Origin of the sequence: Phocaeicola sp. HCN-40430, assembly GCF_037890285.1 — a bacterium.
Taxonomy (GTDB): domain Bacteria; phylum Bacteroidota; class Bacteroidia; order Bacteroidales; family Bacteroidaceae; genus Phocaeicola; species Phocaeicola acetigenes.
Window position 1 is genome coordinate 1 of sequence record NZ_JBBKBS010000021.1, and the last position, 24,310, is coordinate 24,310.

At 41.2% G+C, this 24,310-nt stretch carries 18 protein-coding genes and 2 tRNA genes; 6 read left to right on the top strand and 14 right to left on the bottom strand.

Features of this window, described 5'->3' with window-relative positions:
- Positions 1–51: 51 nt before the first annotated feature.
- Positions 52–125, bottom strand: a tRNA-Met gene (locus tag WKU26_RS09570).
- 55 nt (positions 126–180) lie between these two features.
- Positions 181–254: transfer RNA gene (locus WKU26_RS09575), tRNA-Met, on the bottom strand.
- Between the two features lie 261 nt (positions 255–515).
- Here WKU26_RS09575 and WKU26_RS09580 point away from each other — a divergent pair.
- The 5 genes from WKU26_RS09580 (at position 516) to WKU26_RS09600 (ending at position 6,188) form a co-directional block, all read left to right on the top strand.
- Complete coding sequence (locus tag WKU26_RS09580; RefSeq protein ID WP_269877713.1) at positions 516–896, top strand: START-like domain-containing protein; 381 nt, start codon at positions 516–518, stop codon at positions 894–896.
- Positions 897–977: 81 nt separating this feature from the next.
- Positions 978–2,876 (top strand): LptF/LptG family permease, encoded by a 1,899-nt coding sequence (locus WKU26_RS09585; protein WP_340321817.1) that lies wholly within the window; start codon positions 978–980, stop codon positions 2,874–2,876.
- A gap of 7 nt (positions 2,877–2,883) precedes the next feature.
- Positions 2,884–4,098, top strand: coding sequence for a bifunctional 3,4-dihydroxy-2-butanone-4-phosphate synthase/GTP cyclohydrolase II (locus WKU26_RS09590; protein WP_340321818.1), 1,215 nt, complete (start codon positions 2,884–2,886; stop codon positions 4,096–4,098).
- Between the two features lie 107 nt (positions 4,099–4,205).
- Complete coding sequence (locus WKU26_RS09595) at positions 4,206–4,907, top strand: Bax inhibitor-1/YccA family protein (protein ID WP_340321819.1); 702 nt, start codon at positions 4,206–4,208, stop codon at positions 4,905–4,907.
- 87 nt (positions 4,908–4,994) lie between these two features.
- Entirely contained in the window at positions 4,995–6,188 is a 1,194-nt protein-coding gene (locus tag WKU26_RS09600) for a pyridoxal phosphate-dependent aminotransferase (RefSeq protein WP_340321821.1), read from the top strand.
- Between the two features lie 155 nt (positions 6,189–6,343).
- On the opposite strand, the gene WKU26_RS09605 is transcribed toward WKU26_RS09600, so the two are convergent.
- The 12 genes from WKU26_RS09605 to WKU26_RS09660 all read right to left on the bottom strand — a co-directional run bounded on the left by WKU26_RS09605 (position 6,344) and on the right by WKU26_RS09660 (position 22,648).
- Entirely contained in the window at positions 6,344–7,156 is an 813-nt protein-coding gene (locus WKU26_RS09605; protein ID WP_340321822.1) for a DUF134 domain-containing protein, read from the bottom strand.
- A 57-nt stretch (positions 7,157–7,213) separates the two neighbouring features.
- Positions 7,214–8,164 carry a hypothetical protein gene (locus WKU26_RS09610; RefSeq protein ID WP_340321823.1) on the bottom strand — a complete coding sequence of 317 codons (951 nt, stop codon included), beginning with the start codon at positions 8,162–8,164 and terminating at the stop codon, positions 7,214–7,216.
- Between the two features lie 6 nt (positions 8,165–8,170).
- Positions 8,171–9,997, bottom strand: coding sequence for a peptidase U32 family protein (locus WKU26_RS09615; RefSeq protein WP_340321824.1), 1,827 nt, complete (start codon positions 9,995–9,997; stop codon positions 8,171–8,173).
- Positions 9,997–10,920 carry a homoserine O-acetyltransferase MetA gene (gene metA, locus WKU26_RS09620; protein ID WP_340321825.1) on the bottom strand — a complete coding sequence of 308 codons (924 nt, stop codon included), beginning with the start codon at positions 10,918–10,920 and terminating at the stop codon, positions 9,997–9,999. Before metA ends, WKU26_RS09615 begins: the two co-directional genes overlap by 1 nt.
- A 68-nt stretch (positions 10,921–10,988) precedes the next feature.
- The gene (locus WKU26_RS09625) at positions 10,989–12,686 is read right to left on the bottom strand and encodes a phosphoethanolamine transferase (RefSeq protein ID WP_340321826.1); all 1,698 of its coding nucleotides are present in this window, start codon (positions 12,684–12,686) and stop codon (positions 10,989–10,991) included.
- Positions 12,673–13,869, bottom strand: coding sequence for a BamA/TamA family outer membrane protein (locus WKU26_RS09630; protein ID WP_340321827.1), 1,197 nt, complete (start codon positions 13,867–13,869; stop codon positions 12,673–12,675). Before WKU26_RS09630 ends, WKU26_RS09625 begins: the two co-directional genes overlap by 14 nt.
- A gap of 102 nt (positions 13,870–13,971) precedes the next feature.
- The gene (locus tag WKU26_RS09635) at positions 13,972–15,147 is read right to left on the bottom strand and encodes a TolC family protein (protein ID WP_340321828.1); all 1,176 of its coding nucleotides are present in this window, start codon (positions 15,145–15,147) and stop codon (positions 13,972–13,974) included.
- Between the two features lie 4 nt (positions 15,148–15,151).
- Positions 15,152–18,253 (bottom strand): efflux RND transporter permease subunit, encoded by a 3,102-nt coding sequence (locus tag WKU26_RS09640; protein ID WP_340321830.1) that lies wholly within the window; start codon positions 18,251–18,253, stop codon positions 15,152–15,154.
- Positions 18,254–18,375: 122 nt separating this feature from the next.
- Positions 18,376–19,533, bottom strand: a complete 1,158-nt coding sequence (locus WKU26_RS09645; RefSeq protein WP_340321831.1) for an efflux RND transporter periplasmic adaptor subunit — start codon at positions 19,531–19,533, stop codon at positions 18,376–18,378.
- A 137-nt stretch (positions 19,534–19,670) separates the two neighbouring features.
- Positions 19,671–20,093, bottom strand: a complete 423-nt coding sequence (locus WKU26_RS09650; RefSeq protein ID WP_178266953.1) for a DUF6769 family protein — start codon at positions 20,091–20,093, stop codon at positions 19,671–19,673.
- A 316-nt stretch (positions 20,094–20,409) separates the two neighbouring features.
- On the bottom strand, positions 20,410–21,093 hold the full coding sequence (locus tag WKU26_RS09655) for an FKBP-type peptidyl-prolyl cis-trans isomerase (protein ID WP_340321832.1): 684 nt from the start codon (positions 21,091–21,093) through the stop codon (positions 20,410–20,412).
- Between the two features lie 13 nt (positions 21,094–21,106).
- Positions 21,107–22,648 (bottom strand): glycine--tRNA ligase, encoded by a 1,542-nt coding sequence (locus WKU26_RS09660; protein WP_340321833.1) that lies wholly within the window; start codon positions 22,646–22,648, stop codon positions 21,107–21,109.
- Between the two features lie 138 nt (positions 22,649–22,786).
- On the opposite strand from WKU26_RS09660, the gene WKU26_RS09665 reads away from it, so the two are divergent.
- Positions 22,787–24,169, top strand: coding sequence for an MATE family efflux transporter (locus tag WKU26_RS09665; protein ID WP_340321834.1), 1,383 nt, complete (start codon positions 22,787–22,789; stop codon positions 24,167–24,169).
- Positions 24,170–24,310: the final 141 nt, after the last annotated feature.

The window sequence follows — 24,310 nt, forward strand, 5'->3', positions numbered from 1 at the left end:
TACACAAAAAGAAAGGGTATTCCAAAAGAAACCTGGAACACCCTTTCTTTGTAGCGGGACCCGGGATTGAACCGGGGACCTCATGATTATGAATCATGCGCTCTAACCAGCTGAGCTATCCCGCCATCTTTTAAAAAACCGCCAGGCGTGGAAGCCACCCAACGGCAATCTCTTTCTTTGTAGCGGGACCCGGGATTGAACCGGGGACCTCATGATTATGAATCATGCGCTCTAACCAGCTGAGCTATCCCGCCATCTTTCTCGATTGCGGGTGCAAAGGTAAAACAAGTTTTCGAATTAAACAATATTACGCTCACTTTTTTCTCACTTTTTTTTTAATTTTCATTCAAAATGAATCTCATTCCCTTTTAAAATCGCAAGAAAACACATTCAGGATTAACCGCTTTCCATAATTACAGAAAAGCAAATAAAAAATAATCATTTTACTATGCTATATACAAAAAATTAATTTAATTTGCCACCGTTACTTAAATTTAACAAACAAAAAAAGAACTATGAAAAAGAAAATCCAAATAGAATACCCTTTAAACCCTTCATCAGGAAGTGTTATTTGGGGAGCAATCAGTACTCCTTCCGGACTGGAAAGATGGTTTGCAGATGATGTCAGAAAAGAAGGAAAGAAATTTATCTTCAAATGGGGAAAGACTGAAAGTCGTGACGCCGAAATCATCAACAACCGTACAGAATCTTTTATTCGCTTTCATTGGACAGATGAAGAACCTCGCACCTATTTCGAATTTAAAATACATTACAACGAACTCACAAAAGACCACTCGCTGGAAGTAATTGATTTTGTAGACTCCACCGAAGAAGATGATACAAGAAGCCTATGGAATTCTCAAATAGATGTTTTAAAAAGAGTCTTTGGTATATAATTCTTTAAAAATATACAATACATAGTTTTCCTCTTCGTTTTTTATACTAATTTTGCACATTAGATAACGAGAATATAGGGAATGCTACGCATAAAAAAACTTGATATATTTGTATTAAAGAGTTTCTTATTACTCTTTTGTGGTACTTTTTTTATCTGTCTTTTTATCTTCATGATGCAATTTTTATGGAGATATGTAGACGAATTGGTAGGAAAGGGATTGGATATGAATGTGCTTGCACAGTTCTTCTTCTATTCCGGGTTAACCCTTATTCCTATTTCCTTACCTTTGGCCATTCTGCTGGCCGCTCTGATGACGTTCGGAAACTTTGGAGAACGTTATGAATTATTGTCCATGAAAGCAGCAGGTATTCCATTGTTGCGCATCATGGCCTCAGTTGTCATTTTCAGCATCTTTTTGGGAGGAATGTCTTTTTTTTTCCAAAATGTAATTGGTCCTAAAGCCCAAAAACAACTTTGGACTTTATTGGTCTCCATGAAACAAAAATCTCCGGAAGTTGACATTCCGGAGGGTGTATTTTACAGCGATATTGAAGGATACAATATCTATGTCAAAAAGAAAGATAAAGACACCGGCATGCTAAAAGATGTACTCATCTATAACTTTTCCGATGGCTTTGAAAATGCACATATCGTATGGGCTGAAGAAGGAAAACTGGAGTTGACAGCAGACAAGCAACATTTATATCTGCATTTGTACAATGGAGAGCAATTTGAGAACCTAAAATCACAATCGGTTATTTCTCAAAATGTTCCTTACCGACGGGAAACCTTCAAGGAAAAGCATACCCTCATCAAGTTTGATTCCGAATTTAACATGGTAGACGGAAGTTTCCTTGACCGACGTTCGGATATCAAAAATATGCGTGAAATATCTGTAGCAATTGATTCATTGGTTGCTTATGGAGACAGTGTAGGACGAGCTATGCATGCAGAAACAATGCAGTTTACCTACAAACCTGCCCAACTATCTTCTTCCGACTCCATCAAACTGCAAAAGGAACATATTACAGTTGTCAATGTAGACAGTGTTTTCAACTCAATGACATCGGCAGAGAAACTGAAAACTGTTTCTGCCACAAAAAACCGTTTATCTTCACTGTCCTCCGACTGGAGCATGAAAAGTTATATCACACAGAATACAGATAGTGACATACGTAGCCACCAATCGGACTGGCATAAAAAAATCACCTTGTCACTGGCTTGTGTCATCTTCTTCTTCATCGGTGCTCCCTTAGGAGCAATTATCCGAAAAGGAGGATTAGGAATGCCTGTTGTAATATCAATTATCATCTTCCTAATTTATTATATCGTAGATTCCGGTGCAACACGTATTGCCAAAAGTGGAGAAATGAATATCATGCTGGGAACCTGGATGAGTACCATCGTATTGGCGCCACTCGGGGCTTTCTTTACCTACAAGTCGAACAAAGACTCAGCAGTATTCAATGCTGATATGTATATCATGTTTTTCAGAAAACTATTTGGCATACGTATATCAAGACACATGTTTAAGAAAGAAGTGATTATTCACAACCCCAACTATAAGGAAGATTGGGAAATGTTGGAGGATATTTGTAATTCATGCGAACAATATGCCCACACACACCGTTTATTAGGTCTGCCCAATTATATTCAGATTTTCACTAACAACAAGCATGATGATGCCATCAAAGACATCAATCTGAAAATGGAAAATACGATTGAGGATTTATCAAATACCAAAGATCATATTATCCTGAACTATATGAATAACTACCCGTTCCTATCGACCACAGCCCATAAGAGCCTGTTCGATAACCGCTGGTTAAATCTGCTTGTCGGTATTGTTATTCCTGCAGGCCTGTTGGTATATCTGCATATTTGGAGGTATAGAATACGTCTGGACAAAGATCTGAAAACCATTATTAAAACAAGTAGAGATATCCAAGAACAAATAAAGAATCAACATTTATATTAAATACATTATGGACAAAGTCAAATTAAACACCATTGAAGAAGCTATTGAAGATTTTCGCAAAGGCGAGTTTGTTATTGTTGTTGACGATGAAGATCGTGAAAACGAAGGCGATTTGATCATTGCTGCCGAACTGATTACTCCCGAGAAAGTAAACTTCATGCTGAAACATGCCAGAGGTGTACTTTGTGTTCCTATTCCAATTTCACGTTGTCAAGAGCTCGACTTGCCTTATCAAGTTACTAACAATACCTCTATATTAGGAACTCCGTTTACCGTTACTATCGACAAACTGGAAGGATGCAGTACCGGAGTTTCTGCAGCCGACCGTGCTGCCACTATCCGCGCTTTGGCAGATCCGAACTCTAAACCGGAAACTTTTGGACGCCCGGGACACATCAACCCATTGTACGCTCAGGAAAAAGGAGTACTCCGCCGTGCCGGCCACACCGAAGCCGGTGTAGATATGGCACGCCTGGCTGGTTTGTATCCAGCTGCGGCATTAATGGAAATCATGAACGAAGACGGAACAATGGCACGCCTTCCTGAACTTCGCAAGATGGCCGATGAATATGGTCTTAAACTGATTTCAATAGCCGACCTTATTGCTTACCGTCTGAAACAGGAATCACTGGTAGAGAAAGGTGTAGAGGTTAATATGCCGACAGTATACGGTAATTTCCACCTGATTCCTTTCCGTCAGAAAAGCAACGGACTGGAGCACGTAGCTTTAATAAAAGGTGAATTTACCGAAGACGAACCGGTATTGGTACGTGTACATTCATCATGCGCAACAGGTGATATTTTCGGTTCTATGCGATGCGATTGCGGAGACCAGCTTCACCGTGCTATGCAGATGATTGAAAAAGAAGGAAAAGGTGCAATTATCTATCTTAACCAGGAAGGCAGAGGTATCGGGCTGATGGAAAAGATGAAAGCTTACAAGCTTCAGGAAGAAGGTATGGATACCGTAGATGCAAATATTTGTCTGGGACATCAGGCCGACGAACGTGATTACGGTGTAGGTGCTCAGATTTTAAGAGAAATCGGTATTCATAAAATGCGTCTGATGACCAACAATCCGGTAAAACGTGTCGGACTGGAAGCCTATGGATTGGAAATCGTAGAAAATGTACCTATCGAAATCACTCCTAATGAGTACAACGAACGTTACCTTCATACAAAAAAGGAGCGCATGGGACATACTCTCCACTTTAACAAGTAAATAGATACTTATATATAAGTCAAAACAGCAGGAGATAAAATCGGATAAAAACATATATTTTACTTTTAACCGGTTTTATCTACTGTATAATAAATTAACTTTCAACTATGGAAACAAATAATCTCGTAAGGAATTATACGGCAAAAACCGCTCAGGCAACTCTCCTCCGCAGTGTATATTTATGGATGACTCTTGCCCTAATTATTACAGGCTTTGTAGCTATGTATGTAGCAAAATCATATACACTGGTAAATATGATGATTCAAAACTCCATGATGTTTTGGGGAGTACTGATAGCTGAAGTAGCATTAGTATGGTACTTATCTGCCCGTATCTACAAAATGTCATTTACAACAGCTACCATACTATTTATAGTCTACTCTATATTAAACGGGGTAACTCTCTCCATTCTACTGCTTGTTTACACGGCAAGTTCCATTGCAACCACATTCTTTGTCACAGCTGGAACATTCGGCACCATGGCCATCTTTGGTTACATAACCAAGAAAGATTTAACCCGTATCGGAAGTCTCTGTATCATGGGAGTAATAGGAATTATCATAGCTTCAGTAGTCAACATATTCCTGCAAAACTCTATGATGAATATGGTTATCTCTTACATAGGAGTATTACTGTTTGTAGGACTGACAGCGTACGACTCCCAGAAAATAAAGAGATTGCTATCCGGCGATGATATCGAAGTCAACGAAGTCACCCAAAAGATAGCCTTAATGGGAGCCATGACACTATATCTCGATTTTATTAATCTATTTATCTACTTACTTCGCATTTTAGGCGACAGAAAGTAAGAAAAAGAAGCTAAATTCTTTTATATATGAAAGAATTTAGCTTCTTTTGCAAAATAAATATTCAATCTTAAAAATAAGGACAAAACAATGAATCAACTTTCAGATCGTTTGAACAGCCTGTCTCCGTCAGCGACTCTGGCTATGTCTCAAAAAAGTAGTGAATTAAAAGCACAAGGTGTTGATGTTATCAATTTAAGTGTCGGTGAACCTGACTTCAATACTCCCGACCATATCAAAGAAGCTGCTAAAAAAGCAATTGATGATAACTTCTCACGCTATTCTCCTGTTCCCGGCTATCCTGCTTTGCGTAATGCAATTGTAGAAAAGCTGAAAAATGAAAATGGTCTGGAATATACCGCAACACAAATCAGTTGTGCAAATGGTGCAAAACAATCTGTTTGCAACACTATCATGGCTCTTATTAATAAAGGAGACGAAGTGATTGTACCGGCTCCTTACTGGGTAAGTTATCCGGAAATGGTAAAACTGGCAGAAGGTACTCCAGTAATTGTACGTGCAGGAATTGAACAAGATTTCAAAATAACTCCAGCACAGCTCGAAGCAAGTATCACCCCTCGTACCAGAGCTTTGATTCTTTGCTCTCCTTCAAACCCAACCGGTTCTGTATATACACAGGAAGAATTGGCAGGACTGGCTGCAGTATTGGCTAAACACGAACGAGTAATTGTGATTGCTGATGAAATTTACGAACACATCAACTACATCGGAAAACATCAGAGTATTGCTCAGTTCAACGAAATCAAAGACCGTGTAGTTATTGTTAATGGTGTATCTAAGGCATACGCAATGACTGGTTGGCGTATCGGTTTCATTGCCGGTCCGGAATGGATTGTAAAAGGGGTAAATAAACTACAAGGTCAATATACTTCTGGTCCATGTTCTGTATCTCAGAAAGCAGCAGAAGCAGCTTATACAGGCTCACAGGCTCCGGTAGAAGAAATGCGTAAAGCATTTGAGCGCCGCCGCGATTTAATTGTGAAACTGGCAAAGGAAATTCCGGGCTTCGAAGTCAACGTTCCACAAGGTGCTTTCTATCTCTTCCCTAAATGCGACTCATTCTTCGGTAAGAAAGACGGAGACCGCGTTATTGCTAATGCAGACGACTTGGCTATGTACTTGCTCGAAGTAGGTCACGTAGCTTGTGTAGGAGGTACTTCTTTTGGTGCACCTGAATGTATCCGTATGAGTTATGCCACTTCCGATGAAAATATCATCGAAGCAATGAAGCGTATTAAAAATACATTAGCCCGTTTGAAATAATAAACTCAACCCTTATTATAAGCAAGAAGGTATATCTGATGAAGCAATTTCATTCGATATACCTTCTTTTCATTACTTTTCTAAAGTCACAAGCAACATAAAAAGTCATGCAACTTTCACATCACGCTGTAAGAAGCAAATAGAGAAATCCAGAATCAATGATGAGAGCACACATGGCCGGCTTCATGATGTCCTGCACAACCGACTCCTGAATCTTGAATTTTACCAGCCAGATAAGCTTCAGCTACCTCTAAAACAGCACCTTTACAGCCTCGTATTACCTTAATGTTGCACGATGAAAGTTTATTCAAAGCTCCTTCTCCCATATTTCCAGCCAACATTACTGTTACACCGTCTTCCTGAAGTTTGAAAGCAATATTCGATTTACATCCACAACCTTGCGGAGAAGGAATAGTCTCACTCATCACAATCTGATTGTTATCATCTACTGTAAGAATAGTATAAAACTCACAATGACCGAAATGGTCGTCTATCATTCCATTTCTGGTAGGTAAAGCTATTTTTTTCATCTCTTTATAATAAATTGGTTTTAACTCTTTATCTTCAATCTCCACACAAGGTTCCTTACACAACGGACATACCGTATGATCGAGTGTAGCACTAGGAATAATGTTGTTAAACAAAAACCCACACTTACTACAACGAAACCACCGGGCATCCATATAAGAAGTACCCCCTTCTATAATCAAACGACATGAACCAATGATTGCCTCTGCTATTTTTTTTCTAGCAGATGCATAAATGCGAGTTAAAGTAGGACGTGAGATCCCCATACTTTCTGCAGCTTCTGCCTGAGTTTTTCCCTCATAATCACATAAATAAACAGCTTCATACTCTTCAACATACAATATGATTTCTTTCAAACATAAGGGGTTGTCTAAAGGTGTAAAGCCTACAGATAGAGGAATACCTCTTACTTTTCTGATATTTTTAGGACGTGGAGACATATCTTCATCATATTACGATGCAAATATAATGAACATATGTTCATTATAAAATAAAAATTACTGATTTAACGCTCCACAATGCGAACAAATTCCTTTGGCTCTCATCTTAGCTCCGCAAGCTCCACAAGCATAAGGATAAGAATTGGACTTTCTTAATCGGGTAATACATAATACCGTATAACTCATCCAACAAAGATAAGCCAGATAAACCCATATATAAGTGAAGAAGATATAAAGAAAAATACAGCAGGAAATAAATCCTACCAAATAGAAAAATGAAATTTCCAAAGTAGCCTGATGAAACAAGTCATCAAGCATTGCAATACCTACTAAACCAATCATCCCCACACAAACAATGAACAGTCCTAAAATGAAGGGAAGTTCAAAAGGATTTAAAGTCGGATTATAATAATACTGCATCCAGGTTTGAGGAACAAAATGCAAGATACTATTATAAAGTACTGCTGATGAGGAAAGCAACCAAGACAATACTATAGGAAATACACTATCTATATCGTTGAGTCCTAAAAGTTTTATCTGCTTTTTACGAACAGCCTTCAACACCGTCCAAAGGAAAAACAATCCTACTATTATAAAGAAAACGACTGTATGTGTATTGCTGAACCAATGGATACATTTAGATATCGGATCTACAGGAACAATATTTTTCAAAAGCGTACGTTCACAAAGCCAGCCAATGGTCTCCTGATCGCGCGCCACTTTTACCCATACCGAATCTTCTTTTTCTTGCCGATGTACCGAAAATTCGGCTACCACCAAACGGTCCCCCCGAAAGACCTTTACAGAATCTGTAAAAGGAAGCTGATAGAGCCACAAAGAGTCTGCAGTGACTTCAAAATTGCTATTCAATGCATATAAACGAGGCGTATTAAGGTATAAAGAGTCTGCTCCTTTCCCTTTCTGCAAAGGAAAAGAAGCCGGATAATGACATGCTGTAATACAAAATATTACCCCCAACAACCCTATTACATACCTTATGAGCCTCATCTGTTTTTATTCTGCCAATACTTTCATCTGACAAGCCTTACAATCAAACTGTAAACGGAAACGACGTCCGTCTGCACTGACTAGAAAATAAGGTTCTTTAAAAGGAGAGCGTGTCTTATGGTGTGTAGGACACCATCCCATACTATAGCGGATACAATGTTTGCAGAACATCAATACAGCCTGTTCCGGTTGCTCCTTTTCAAAAGCCGGAAGAATACGTTTCACACCATGGTCATGATAAAAGCTCCATGCAGAGCGGTTCATCACATTTCCCAAATAGGTAAGTTCCTGCACCGGGAATGCATGCGTAGTTTCTGGCATTTTCGCAATCTCCCTACGATAATTTATCTTGCGAGATTCCAACAACTTCTCTACGGCTCTACGACGCAACTCCGACAATTCAGAAGAAGGTATAAACCAGTTATCGGATAAAGAAATGACTATTTCTCTCATCTCGAAAGGCGTATTTCCCAACTTACTCAACTGATTTTTCAGATTCTCAGCCTGAGGAGTGCGCGCCAGTTCTTTTTCTCTCTGTAAGGTAACTACGATACGATTATTATCTTCATCGGCCATTTCCAAAGCAAATCCCCAATTCGACTCTGTCAGTTCCATACGAACGGCTATTTTACGCTCTGCCGACTTTTTCTGCATCACTCTTTCAAACTCCTGGTCGAAGTTGCGATACAGTTTTGTCTTAGGTTTTAGTCTGGGCATTTCCTGAGGATACAGCTTATTGTTCTCTACCCTATTTACACGGAAGCCTTGCAATTTTCCCTGCTCATCCAAGAAGCAGAGTCCGTCTCCATTGGAAAATGGCTTTACACCTGCCACAGTCAGATAATTTCCACGCACCTCTTTCACCACTCCCATTTCTTCTCCAAGCGATTTGGGAGTATCAAAAGAAAAGATACCCGGATTACGTCCATGTACAAAATAATCAGTAAAACCACGGCTGAAACTTTTATCCAGCTGAGGAGTAAATGCCAGTTTCACCCGTCCCGATGAAGCCCGTACATATTCCTTACGGCGCTTCAGAATAGCATCCAGCTTCTGTCTGTAATATGCGGTTACATTCTTTACGTACGAAACATCTTTCAGTCGTCCTTCAATCTTCAGAGAAGAAGCTCCTGCATCAAGTAAGGCTTCCAGATTTTCACTCTGATTCATATCTTTCAAAGACAACAAATGTTTGTTCTTTGCTATTACCTTACCTTCTGAGTCAACCAAATCGAAACCCAACCGGCAGAACTGTGCACATTCTCCACGATTGGCACTACGTCCGTAACATGCCTGGCTTACATAGCACTGACCGCTATAGCTGACACATAACGCTCCGTGTACAAAAACCTCAAGAGGGGTATCAGGACAGGTCTGATGAATTTTTCTAATTTCTTCAAGAGTAAGTTCACGGGCAAGCACAACCTGGCGAAATCCGGCCTCAGCAAGAAAACGTACTTTTTCCGGAGTACGATTATCCATTTGTGTACTGGCATGCAAAGGAATAGGAGGAAGATTCAAACGAGTGATACCCATATCCTGAATAATCAGTGCATCTACCCCCGCCCGATAAAGATCCCATATCATCTCTTCTGTTTCCTTCAGTTCCTCATCGTGCAAAATGGTATTCACCGTCACATAAATACGCACATTAAACGTATGTGCATACTCCACCAGTGCAGCAATATCTTCCAGCGAATTGCCGGCAGCAGCACGGGCACCAAAGCGGGGAGCACCAATATATACTGCATCAGCACCATGATTAATGGCTTCGATACCACACTCCAGATTCTTAGCCGGAGCCAATAATTCAATAGGACGTTGCTTTACCATTATTTTATTTCATTTATATCGTATGGTGTTTCCTGATATACATAATAATTCAGCCAGTTAGAGAACAGCAGATTGGCCACACTACGCCAGCGCACCAACGGACCGTTATCCGGGTTATCTCCCACATAATAGTTCTTGGGAATATCAATAGGCAATCCTTTTGCCACATCACGGCGATACTCTGTATCCAATGTATAGGGAGAATATTCCGAATGACCGGTTACAAAAAATTCACGTCCTCCTCTTGCCATCACAATATGTACTCCCGAATCATCCGATTCTGAAATGATTTTCAGTTCCGGATGCTTCTCTATATCCTCACGGCGTATTTCTGTATGGCGGCTATGGGGAACAAAAAACAAATCGTCAAAGCCTCTGAAAATAGGTAACTGACGGAATCCTTCACAAATATGATGTTCGAAAATACCAAACATCTTTTTGTCCAACGGATACTTAGGTATTCCATAATGATAGTACAGCCCAGCCTGTGCAGCCCAACAGATATACAGAGTAGATGTAACATGAGTACGTGTCCAGGCAAAGATATCAGCTATTTCCTCCCAATAGTTCACCTCTTCAAAAGCAAGGTGTTCAACGGGAGCACCAGTAATAATCATACCATCGAACTTCTCATTCTTCATCAGTTCGAAATCCCTGTAAAAAGCTTTCATATGCTCAATAGGGGTATTCTTCGAAGTATGGCTCTTCAGCTTCATAAAGCTGACCTCAATCTGCAAAGGTGAGTTGGACAAGAGACGAATCAAATCAGTCTCTGTAGTAATCTTTATCGGCATCAGGTTTAAAATCACAATCTTCAACGGACGGATGTCCTGTGCCGTAGCCCGCGAATTATCAATTACAAAGATGTTTTCTTCTTTCAATAAATCAATAGCAGGCAGTCTATCGGGTAAATTTAATGGCATATCTTCTCTTTATTCTTTTCCATGACAAAATTAAACATTTCGGCCGGATTACAGAAATATAAAGAAGCTCAATAATCAATATTCCATTTCTTCAACAAACGAAAATCTTCGTCGTCCATCTTCATATCCTTTAGTGAGCGCGCCTCATTATGATCGTTCAGATACACACGTGGAGATTCCACAAAGTTTTGACTCGCTACAGAACAATTTTCCTTCCGGTATACAGTTTCAACTCCTGCTAAATCAAGCATAGTATGAAACAGAGAAGAACTGGAGGAAATATTTTTCAGACGGTTTGCTTCCAAAGCCTGTACTTTATCGGAATAAGCAGTCTGATATTCATCCGAAGTCCAGACAACAAAAGGTACATAAATCTGATAAGCTGAAGGAACAGGAGATGCATGAAGAAATAAACGACGATCGTCATCGTATAAATCTTCTCCGTGATCAGAAGTATAGACAAAAGCTGTTTGTGCCTGCTCCTGCTTCAAAAGTGACATCAAACGAAATAAAAAATAATCTGTATAACGAATGGTATTGTCGTAAGCGTTTTTTAAATTTTCACGATATTTGACTGATACATCCAACGGAGAATCCGGTTTGAAATATGCAAAATCATTCGGATAACGTTCTTTATAGCTAAAATGAGAACCGTATGTATGCAATACCACAAACAACTTTCTCTGTTTCTTTTTCAATTCTTTTTCTAATAACAACAGCAAGTCTTCATCCCCGGGATTGAGACAAGATTCTTTTTCTTTAATAAAATAGCTATTCTCCGCTTCTTTACCGAAAAAATCAATAAATGAATTATTATACCGCTGATTAGAAAAAAAGGCAGTATGGAAACCTGCTTCTTTAAATGCCGTCAATATTCCTTTCCGGAAATAAATAGAATCGAAGTTTTCTGCACAAATATCCGACAGCAACATCGGTACACTTTTATGAGTGGTATTCGATTCTGTAAGAACCTTCGGAAAAGCGACCAACCCGTCCGTTACAGACAACAAAGGATTTGTGTCACGGTCATATCCATATAATTGCCAATTTAATGCACGAGATGTTTCCCCCACAACCATCACATAAATTTCCCGCTCCTCTTCTGCATGGGAAGAATATGCATGAAAAGAGAAGTCTTTTGAGGTCTGGTCATACGACTCGGTCTTAATCTCCCTCTGTGCTGCCAAATATGCATTATAACACACATTTACCGGATAAAAATCGGACTTGAATTCATATTGTTCATCAGTCCAAACTGTCAAGAGTAAAGCCAGAACTCCTAAGAAAAGCCCCAATACCGATTTTTTACGCTGTCTGCGAAGGAAATCTTCGGAAACAGTTCTTTTATGTACCACGCTTATTATTCCCCAAACAATTATAGGGATATACAATAAGAACACCACCACCAATGCGGGGATTAAGTTATCTAATAATTCAAATGCTTCTGCGGAATTAGTCGTTACCAGATTCAGAAACATGTCAACAGCAATGACCGACTTTCCAAACAAATAAAGTAAGACTATCTGAAAAGCTCCCAAAAAAACAAACAAAAACAAATATCCCACCATCTTAGCACTGCTTCTCGACAATGTCATCAGCGTATAATAGCATCCAAGCGGTAACAGAATATTGGTCAGCTTCGCACCAACAGACATCTGCTCGGTGATACACAACAATATATTGGGGACAATTAAAACAAATAAAAAACAGTAAAATAAATTCCTTTGATCTTCAAACCACTTCTTCATATTGCTAAAAAGCTTCATTTATATTAAAAATAAACCCGGTCTGGTGCCTGCCAAATCCTAGATCTAACCTTACATTCACTCTTTTCTTAAACTCCCAACGATAACCGACACCATAATTGGGTAGTAAATGTTTCCATCTCAGAGCAGAAAATTCGGGAAAGACAGTACCACCTCCTACCCATACAGCTATACCATTCCGTTTCCATACATGCTGACGAAGTTCTATTTGCGCATCCATAGCACATTTATCCCGATATCTTCCTTCATAATACCCTCTCATGGAATAAGAACTTCCCAATGTGGCCATCAATCCCCAAAAAGGATCTCCATAATTCAATTGGGTATGAAACTGTCCGGCCAATATACCTCCCTTCCATACCGGTCTGTAATAGTTTGCAGTAAGTTCCGTACTACTAAAGGCGTAATCATTACCTAAAAACGAAGGACTGAATCTCTGGTCGAGACGTACATACACTCCTTTATAAGCATTAGTCAGAAAATCTCTGCTATCATATACTATAGAAAATCCGGGAGTAATGCCAATTGTTTTCTGATCCATTCCATTTAACAATTCCGGCTTTTCAAAATCATACCCCCGAATGTAGTCAAAAGCAAAAGTTGGTCCTACATAGAGATTGGAACTGACGCGGAACATAAAATCCAGTTTAACCTGAGCTTGAAAGCGTTTATATTCACTTTCGTTATCGTCATTAGCTCCATTATCATACCCCGTTCCCCAATAAAGGCTCGGAAAAGAGAAAAAATAAAGATTATAATTAAAGCGATAGCGGTCTTTCGGGAACAAATGAGTACCTCTCACTCCCAGCAAATAGAAGCCTACAGTAGAAACATCTCCGTACAAGGAAACATTGGAAGGAGGAAGAAGAGAATCTGTACGGTCTGTCCGATACAATCCGGCCGCAACCAACCCGATACCCAGTTTGGTATCAGTAGAATAATGAGGTCCTCCAATGATGCTGAAATCAAATTTTTTATCACTTTTCTCCTTGTTGGCATCATTGAAATAAGCTAGAAATTTCTTTAAGAAACCTGTTTTTTCAGTTTGTAAAGAATCATGAGCAGAAATTTCTGTCGAATCAGAAACAATCCCCCTTTTATCAACTTCTTCTATCACATGAGTTTGAGAAAACAAGTTAATAAAAGTGAGGATTGTCAGGCATAATACAGTAAATCGTAGCATAGCAATCGTATATTTATGTAAATATACAATTTATTCTACATTTAATGTTATACTACGTGGCTTTTCCATCGGAAATGCCACAAAAACCGAGAATTTTACAGCCTATAACCTGTTTTTATAAATATCAGCCATCAGTTTCTGATATTGATTTTCTATCTGAATATAAGCTTGAAGATTGCGGTATACTCCGTCTACCTCTACATAATATTCAATAATAGACAGTTGCCCAGCCATAACAGCCTGTTTCAACATATCCAGTGTTTCGTGCATCAAAGGTACATCGTATGCTTTCATTGCTTCCTGCAATTGCAGTACTTCATTATAACGGCTCTGTACCGTTGCTTCTGCCTCCAAACGTGCATTATCCAACTGTAAACGGGCTCCTACTTCCTGGGCACGGGCAATCTTCACTTTTTTCCGGTTGGAGAAAAGAGGAATACTTCCTCCAATAAGAAATCCGTTACTCTTTTCATCCAAAGAAGTATTCCGGCGGTAGCCAACCGAAAGCTTAGGCAACCAGTTTTGCTTGTTTACACTTACCTCTTTGGCAGCAGCACGAGCAGCCGCATCCGAAGCCAGCAAATCGGCATCAGTCAGCATAATTTCATCGTACAACGCATTGTAATCGCTTATTTTTTCTATCTGCGGATAAGTATCAGCAGTAAACTCCAAAGGCAAGTTACCGTTCATTGCCAACAGCGACTGTAAAGCGGTACGGTGTGCAGCATTATTTTGAGTAACCTCAGTCTGCACATTCATCCGTTCCATTTTTATTTTATTGACCTCAAGTATTCCGGCATCCCCTTCCTGAAGACGCTTTTCGAACAAAGCAAGAAGTTCATCGGCATTTTTCTTACGGGCATCCAGCAGGGCTTTCTCCTGATTCAGACGTATCAAATCCAGGCACAGATTTTTGGCATCCAAAAGTATGGTACGACGGACAGCCTGTTGCTGTCTGTCCAATACTTCCTGTTGCAATTTTCCCGACTGCCTGCGTGCCGCATACAGAGTAGGAAAATCAAATTCCTGTGAAACAACCAGCTCCGAACTGGCTACTCCATCTACTCCTTTTGCAAAAAACGGACTATAATCTATCGTTGGATCCGACAGACTGTTCTGTGTCTGAACTTCCATCTTTGCAGCTTCTGTCAGTTGCAACTGCGCCTGCAGTTCTTTATTGTTACGCTCAATACTCTGCAAGACATCTGCTATATTCTGAGCCTGCAAACTGCCGGCAAGAAACAGTCCCACAACCCCAATCATATATTGTTTTCTCATAACATTATTTTTTTACAGTTGACTTTTTCCGATTCATTAACTCATATACAATAGGAATAATAAAGGCATTCAGGAAAGTAGAGGTCAGCAGACCACCCAGAATAACCTTTGCCATCGGACTCTGTATTTCATTTCCCGGCAAATCTCCACGCAAAGCAAGCGGAATAAGTGCCAATGCCGATGACAATGCCGTCATCAGGATAGGATTCAGACGATCCAGCGAACCGTGTACAATACTTTCACGGATTCCCATATGCTGCTCCTCACGCAACAAATTGTAATGGCTGATCAGCAACATACCATTTCGGGTAGCAATGCCAAAGAGAGAGATAAAACCGATAATAGCCGGAATACTCATTTCTCCCGTAGTACACAGCAGGGCAAATACACCTCCAATCAACGCCAGCGGAAGATTCAGCAAGATAATTCCACTTTGAGCCACATTCTTAAACTGTATATACAGCAAAAGGAATATCACTACAATACTCATCAGCGAAGTAAGCATCAGAATACGACTTGCAGCCTGCTCGCTTTCAAACTGTCCGCCATATTCGATATGATAGCCTTCGGGCAAACTGATTTCCTTATCCACCCTTTCGCGGATATCGTTTACCACACTGCGCAAATCGCGTCCGCTTGTATTGGCAGAAATTACAATCTTACGCTTTACATTTTCCCGATTGATGGTATTAGGTCCCATAGACGATATCACATCTGCCACATACGACAAAGGAACTTTATTTCCTTTTCCGGTATCAATCATCAGGTCTTTCACACGTTCTATTTCTCCTCTGTCTTCTTCTGCCGAACGGACAATCAGATTGAACGCTTTTCCTTTTTCATATACTTGCGATACCACTTCACCTGCCATGCAGACTGTGACAAACTCATTGAACTGTGGAAGCGACATACCGTATTTGGCCAAAGCCTCACGACGGGGAACAATCTTCAACTCCGGACGTTCAATCTGCTGCTCTACATTCAGGTCGGCAACACCTTCCACGTCACTGATGGCAGCCTTTATCTGATTACCTAAGGCAAACATCCGGTTCAAGTCGTCTCCAAACAGTTTGATGGCAATGCTGGCTTGTGTACCACTCAGCATGGCATCGATACGGTGACTGATAGGCTGTCCTATTTCGATATTGGCTCCGGTAAGTACAGAGAGCTTATGACGAACTTCCTCCAGCAACTCTGCATGCGAGCGATCCTTTAATTCAAAAGGTGCTTCTATTTCGGAAACATTTACTCCCAATGCATGCTCATCCAGTTCTGCACGACCGGTCTTACGAGCTACGGTCTGAATTTCAGGAATTGTCATCAGCAGCTCTTCTGCCCGGCGACCTATCTTATCCGATTCTTCCAATGAAATTCCAGGCATTGAGCTTACGTTAATCGTAAACGAACCTTCATTGAACGGAGGCAAGAAACTGCTTCCCAATGTAAAGAAACAACCCAATGCCACCATAAACAAGGCACCGGTAAATCCAAGTACAGCTTTCTTATGTTCCAATGCCCAGCACAAACTTGCCTCGTAATGCTTCTTCAACCAGACTGCAAGAAAAGCCTCCTTCGGCAACCCTTTTTCCAAGGTCTTACCTCCCAGCAAATAACTGCACAGAACAGGAGTCAAAGTAAGAGCCACTACAGTAGAAGCAAACAAGGATACAATAAAGGCAACTCCCAGCGGAACCAGCATACGTCCTTCCATTCCACTCAGGAAAAACAGAGGAATAAAGCTGACTATAATAATCAGAGTAGAATTCAAGATAGGCATACGTACTTCACGGGAAGCATTAAACACAACTTCACGCACCGGACGGCGCTCTGCCACCGGCAGCATTCTGTTTTCACGCAAATGCTTCCATACGTTTTCTACATCCACGATGGCATCATCGACCAGCGAACCGATAGCAATAGCCATACCTCCCAAACTCATGGTATTGATACTAAGTCCCATGTAGTGAAGTACCAGAATAGCTACCACCAAAGCCAAAGGCAGTGTTACCAAAGAGATAAGTGTAGTACGCGTATTGGCAAGGAACAGGAACAGTACAATCACTACAAAGATGGCTCCCTCGTACAAAGAGCTCTGTACATTGCTGATTGAGTTTTCGATAAAACGAGACTGGCGGAATATGTCGGTAGAAACCTTCACATCGGGCGGAAGATTCTTCTGCAGATCCTTCAAAGCTGCCTCCAGTTGTTCGGTCAGTTCAATGGTTCCGGTATTAGGCTGCTTGGTGACTGTAATCAGCACTGCCGGTTTACCCTTTTCGGAAGCGAGTCCCAGTTTAGGTTGCTGTGCACCAATCTGTACATCAGCAATGTCTTCCAGCATGACAGGATCTCCCTCCACGTACTTCACCATAGTACGCTTCATCTTCTGAATCTCATCGGTAGAAATTACTCCGCGTACAATGTATTCATTGCCGTATTCGTAAATTACACCCCCGTTTGTGTTCTGGTTCATCGAGCGGGTTACCTCCATGACTTCTCCCAAAGTCACTCCATAATGACGCATACGCTCCGGATGAATCAGAATCTGATATTCCTTGATATCTCCTCCCAACACAGCTACCTGCGCTACACCTCCGGTAGACAGCAAACGGGGACGGATGGTCCAGTCTGCAATTGTACGCAAATCGAGCATTGAGGTACTGTCTGCTGTAAGTCCTACAATCAGCAACTCACCCAGAATGGAAGACTGGGGACCTAAAGTGGGATTTCCTACATATTCGGGTAAACTCTCACCCACTGCAGCTATCTTTTCCGACACAATCTGACGGGCAAGATACACATCGGTATCCCAGTCGAATTCTACCCATACCACAGAGAATCCGGTAGTAGACGAAGAACGCACACGGCGTACCCCCGTTGCCCCGTTTACAGCTGTCTCGATAGGGAATGTAACCAACTGTTCCACCTCTTCGGCTGCCATACCTCCGGCTTCAGTCATGATAACTACGGTAGGAGCATTCAAATCAGGAAAGACATCCACTTCTGTATGAAAAGCCGTATAGGTTCCCCCTATCAGCAACAGCACAGAAGCAACCAACACCAAAAGTCGGTTATGCAATGAAAAATGTATAATCTTATTCAGCATAAATATTCTGTTTTTAGTTTTTTTTGAGCGTGTAAGTTTATGAGTTCTGTTTATGCTCCTACAAAGAGAAGCACGCGTAGCTCATCCACTCACCTACTCCAATCAATTGCTTTCCCTAATCATTAATGATTATGAGTATGTCCTGGAATTGCATTCGAAGCCGAAGCCAGTTTCACATGAATGGCACCTTTTGTCACAACCACATCTCCACTCTTCAAGCCGGAGAGTATTTCTACACGCTTGCCGTTGGTTGTACCCAGTTTCACTTCCTGTTTTCTGTAGCACTCCGCATCCATACGGACATAGACAAAATACAATCCTTGCTCCTCGGTCAGTGCACTCTGAGGAATACTGATGACATCAGGTATTTCATTGGAAAGAAGGTAAACTTCTACAAACGAACCGGGAAGAATATTTCCCTGATTGTTGAATTCAAACGTAACCGGAATATAAAAAGAAGCATCGCCCAGCGACTTGCCATAAGTAAGCAGACGGCCATCCATTTTATCCAGCTCAAACACACGGTCGTTATAACAGGTCTTGAAGTTGGCAGAAGAAACGGAACTCAACTGCGGGTAATAACGTTCGGACAAATCAGCACGCAGTCTCAGACGACGGGTTTGAGTAATACTCATCAGCGGCTGACCTACCGTTACATAATCCCCTTCTTTTACCTGACAAGTTTTTACATAACCTGCCAGCGGAGCCAATACAGCTACTCCTTTTCCTTTTTTATCGGGAGAAAGCGCTTCATAGGCAATACGGGCATTCTCATACTTTTCACGGACAGCCTCAAAATCTTTCTGCGACACAATCCGGTCTGCTACCAACTTTTGAGCACGTTCGTACTCTTTCTGTGCAGTTTCGTATGCTACCCGTGCACGAGTAACCGGATCACCATCCTGCACATTACGTGCCGAGATACTCATCAGCTCTGCTCCTTTTGCCACCTGCACACCTTCGGCTATATTATGCGTAAAGGTCACGATACCCGATACTCCTGCTACCACAGTTGCCTCATCGCCTTGTGCAGCCAGAATCTGTCCGTGCGTCAGAATACTCCGGCGGAATGGTGCAGGCTGTACTGTGTCCACTTCTACACCGGCAGCCTCAGCCTTTTCGGGAGTTAATACAATTTCATCGGACTGATGTTCGTGTGCAGCCTCTACTTTTTCCCCCTCATGTTCATGATCGTGATCATGATCGTGTGACGCATGGTGCATACAAGAAGCCGACAGGCATACCATCAGCATCCCTCCTAAAATATGTTTCTTTTTCATAGATTATAATACAATTAAATTCAATAGAAAACGATATACGCATCCGAGCCTGCAATCTCCAATAAGAACGCAAACACTCAGAATAAAAAATGATTTGAAATACAGAGAGACATAAGACTCTGTATCGAAATTAATGCTTAAACAAGTACAGCAGGAGGTGCACGAAGCCCCGTACTACGCACAAAAGCGCACGTATACAGGCTGTTTACATAAGAGAAGACTGTTTTCTCAGGTTTTCTGTTCGCCCAGGGAGCCAGAAGTTCGGCACAGTCTAAAAATGAATAAAAAAGAAAATAAAAAGAATGATCGGGTGCAATATGCACAATATCTTTATTCGAAACCGAACATTGGAAATTCGCAATACAGTCGGCTCCGCATGTATGCCGGTCGGTATCATCGGAGTGATGCATGTGGTCGGCACAAGTTTCTGTACGGGCCGCATGTACCAGATCGGGAGCCAGACAATAATAACCTGCATGATGATGATGCGGAAAAACCTCGGCCACTTGCATCAGGATGCAAACGGTCAGCAAAATATAGGCCCACATTCTTTTCTTCATACTTCGGTATCTTATTATTTTTTCACACGCAAAGATAAGACTTTCATTTTTGCCCTCCAAATAAAAACCATGCAACGGGGTTGCAATGTGCTGAAATATCCAATCAAATACCATCTGTTTACGTGACTTGTATCGTGAGGCAACGTGACTTGTATCGTCAGCTCTCGATACTTGTATCGCAAGCCCACGATACAAGTCACGTTTTTTACCTTCAAGAAGGTTTCAGACAAAAGACAAGAATCCGGTTTTCCTCTTTTCCTTTCCTCGACAGGAAAAAGAGAAAAACCGGATTCTTATTATTTTATCAAAGTGAGTATTACTGTTTGTCTTCGTCCGACACGGCAGCTTTCAACTTCCGGTCGTCCGGTCCTTTAGGATGACTTATTCCATCCAGATAAAGATCGAACACCAAAGTGGTATAGCCCGGGATATCACCTTGTCCATAGATTCCATATCCCATTGTATAAGGAATATACAATTCGGCTCTTGTACCTACGGGCATATAAATCAGTGCTGCAGCCCATCCTTGAATCAAACCGGAAAGTGCCATAGTAGTAGGCTCTGCTATTTCCGGATTAAAGTCGCCGGAATAGTTGCTGTCGAAAACCTCTCCAGTTACATACATACCCTTATAACTGATCTTTACAGAATCTGTATACAACGGATAAATACATTCCTGAGGATCCTCACGATAATCTTTTATCCATTTGATATACACCTGCTGCAATTTGTTAGGGGTAAAAGTAAGATCTTCTTCCGGTTGGACAGCATAGCTCTTAATACTCCACTTATCCTTTTCTATGGTTGTCACCTTACTGTTGTTCAAATCTCCAGGCAGTCTGTTAGCCTTTGCTTCGGCAGCGATAGAATCCAGATAATAGTCATTGAACAAAGCCCATTCACTATTAGAATCCGGAGTTTCGTCATCGTTGTTGCATGCCACAAAGCCAAAAGAAAGCATGAAACATAGTACAACAAATCCAAAAATCTTCTTATTCATGTTGCAGTATCAATTATTGCAATGTTTTCAGCAGACTGGTAATGCTTACCTTGTCGGCAATAATATTATTCAAATCGGCAATAGCCACACGTTCCTGCTGCATAGTATCGCGGTTACGCAATGTCACGCAGTTGTCTTCCAGTGTCTGGTGGTCGATGGTAATACAGTACGGAGTACCGATTGCATCCTGACGACGGTAACGTTTTCCGATACTGTCTTTTTCATCGTACTGACAGTTGAAGTGGAACTTCAGGTCGTTGATGATTTCACGTGCTTTTTCAGGCAAACCGTCTTTCTTTACCAGCGGCATTACGGCCAATTTCACCGGAGCCAATGCTGCAGGCAATTTCAAAACAACACGGCTTTCTCCGTTTTCCAAAGTTTCTTCTGTATAAGCAGCGCTCATCACACTCAAGAACATACGGTCTACACCGATAGAAGTTTCGATTACATACGGAGTGTATGATTCGTTGATTTCCGGATCGAAGTATTTGATGCTCTTACCAGAGAATTTTTCATGCTGGCTAAGGTCGAAGTTAGTACGGCTATGGATACCTTCTACTTCCTTGAATCCGAATGGCATCAGGAACTCAATGTCGGTAGCAGCATTGGCATAGTGAGCCAGTTTTTCATGGTCATGGTAACGGTAGTGGTCATCCCCGAAGCCCAATGCCTTGTGCCATTTCAGACGAGTTTCTTTCCATTTCTTGAACCATTCCAGTTCAGTACCCGGTTTTACGAAGAACTGCATTTCCATTTGTTCGAACTCACGCATACGGAAAATGAACTGACGGGCCACAATTTCGTTACGGAAGGCCTTACCAATCTGTGCAATACCGAACGGAATCTTCATACGTCCAGTTTTCTGTACGTTCAGATAGTTCACGAAAATACCCTGAGCTGTTTCCGGGCGCAAGTATACTTTCATTGCACCATCTGCAGTAGAACCCATTTCTGTAGTAAACATCAGGTTGAACTGACGTACTTCTGTCCAGTTCTTAGTACCAGAAATAGGGCAAACGATTTCTTCATCAAGAATAATCTGACGCAACTCATTCAAGTCGTTTGCATTCATTGCAGCCGCAAAGCGTTCGTGCAACGCATCGCGTTTCGCCTGGTGTTCCAACACACGAGGGTTGGTTGTACGGAACTGCTGTTCATCGAATGCTTCACCAAAGCGTTTCGCTGCTTTCGCTACTTCCTTATTTATTTTTTCATCATACTTTGCAATCTGGTCTTCAATCAAGACATCGGCACGATAACGTTTTTTCGAATCACGGTTATCAATCAATGGGTCATTGAATGCATCTACGTGTCCGGATGCCTTCCAAATAGTAGGGTGCATAAAAATAGCCGAATCAATACCTACGATGTTTTCATGCAGCAACACCATGCTTTGCCACCAATATTGTTTGATATTGTTTTTCAGTTCCACACCCATCTGTCCGTAATCGTATACAGCACCTAGTCCATCATAGATGTCGCTTGACGGGAATACAAAACCATATTCTTTACAATGTGAAACCAGCTTTTTAAAAACGTCTTCTTGTGCCATTTTCTTAGTTTTATTTAATTTCTTATAGTTATTTGTCTATGTAGTAGGGCACAAAGATAAATATTTATAAGTAAATAAAAGATGTTAGTCTCTTAATTTATCTTTTTTTCCTACTTTTGCAAGTAGAAAAACGATCTTATGAAACAAAAAAACATCGATAAATACACATTGATGACTACAGCTCCGGTGCCCCGCCTGATTGGTTCGCTTGCTGTTCCCACCATCATCAGTATGTTAATCACCTCTTTTTATGTAATGGCCGATACCTATTTTGTAGGAAAAATCAATACCCAGTCTACTGCTGCAGTAGGTATTTCTTTTTCTGTGATGGCCATTATCCAGGCTTTCGGATTCTTTTTCGGACACGGTTCCGGCAACTATATCTCACGCAAACTGGGTGCACGCGACTACCAGAGTGCAGAGAAAATGGCTTCTACCGGTTTCTTCTGTGCGTTCATAGCCGGTACACTCATCACTGTGTTTGGACTGATTTTCCTGAGTCCCATCTGTAAAGCCTTAGGTTCCACTTCTACCATTCTTCCCTACGCGGAGACTTATTTAGGTATTATTCTGTTAGGTGCTCCATTTATGGCATCTTCGCTGGTATTGAACAACCAAATGCGTTTTCAGGGTAATGCGGTATATGCCATGATTGGAATTATCGTAGGCGCTGTACTCAACATCGGACTGGATCCGCTTTTGATTTTCGTCTTCGATATGGGAATTGCCGGAGCCGGCATTGCTACTTTGGCAAGCCAGATATGCAGTTTTATTATTCTACTCTATATGGATAGAAAAGGAGAAAACATCCGGATACGTTTCAGTAATTTTACTCCTAAACTTTCTTTATTGAAAGAAATTCTATATGGAGGAAGCCCTTCCCTCTGCCGTCAGGGGCTGGCCAGTACAGCTACAATTTTACTGAATGTAGCAGCAGGAAGATATGGCGATGCGGCAATTGCCGGCATGTCTATCGTAACTCGTATCTGCATGTTTATCAACTCTTTTGTCATCGGATTCGGACAGGGATTTCAACCGGTATGTGGTTTCAATTATGGAGCAGGATTTTACACTCGTGTACGACACGGATTTTGGTTCTGCATTAAGCTTGGAGTGATTTTTTTAAGTATCTGTTCCATCATCGGCTACATCTACGCTCCGGAAATTGTATCGTGGTTCAGAAAAGAGGATGCACAAGTGATTGAAATTGGCGCCCGTGCTCTACGCTGGCAACTCATCACCCTCCCCTTAGGCACATGGGTTATTCTTTGTAATATGTTGTTGCAAACCATCCGTAAACCGGTACGTGCCGTAATTCTGTCATCGGCCCGTCAGGGATTGTTTTTCATTCCATTTATACTGATACTTCCTTACCTTCTTGGCTTGCAAGGAGTTGAAATATGTCAGGCTGCAGCCGATTTATGTTCATTCCTTCTAGCCATTCCACTCACCATAGGAGTATTGAAGGGAATGAGAGAGGATCATCCGCAAGCCATACAAGAGAATGTGGAAGGAAAATAAAAGTGTAGTCTGTAAACACATCACAATTCAATTACAAGCCAAATACAAGAACAAAAATGCTGTTATAGCTTTTAGTTATGAATTGCAAACTATATCCAGCGTCGTCGAATCATAATCCGCCGACGCTGATTATATAATCGG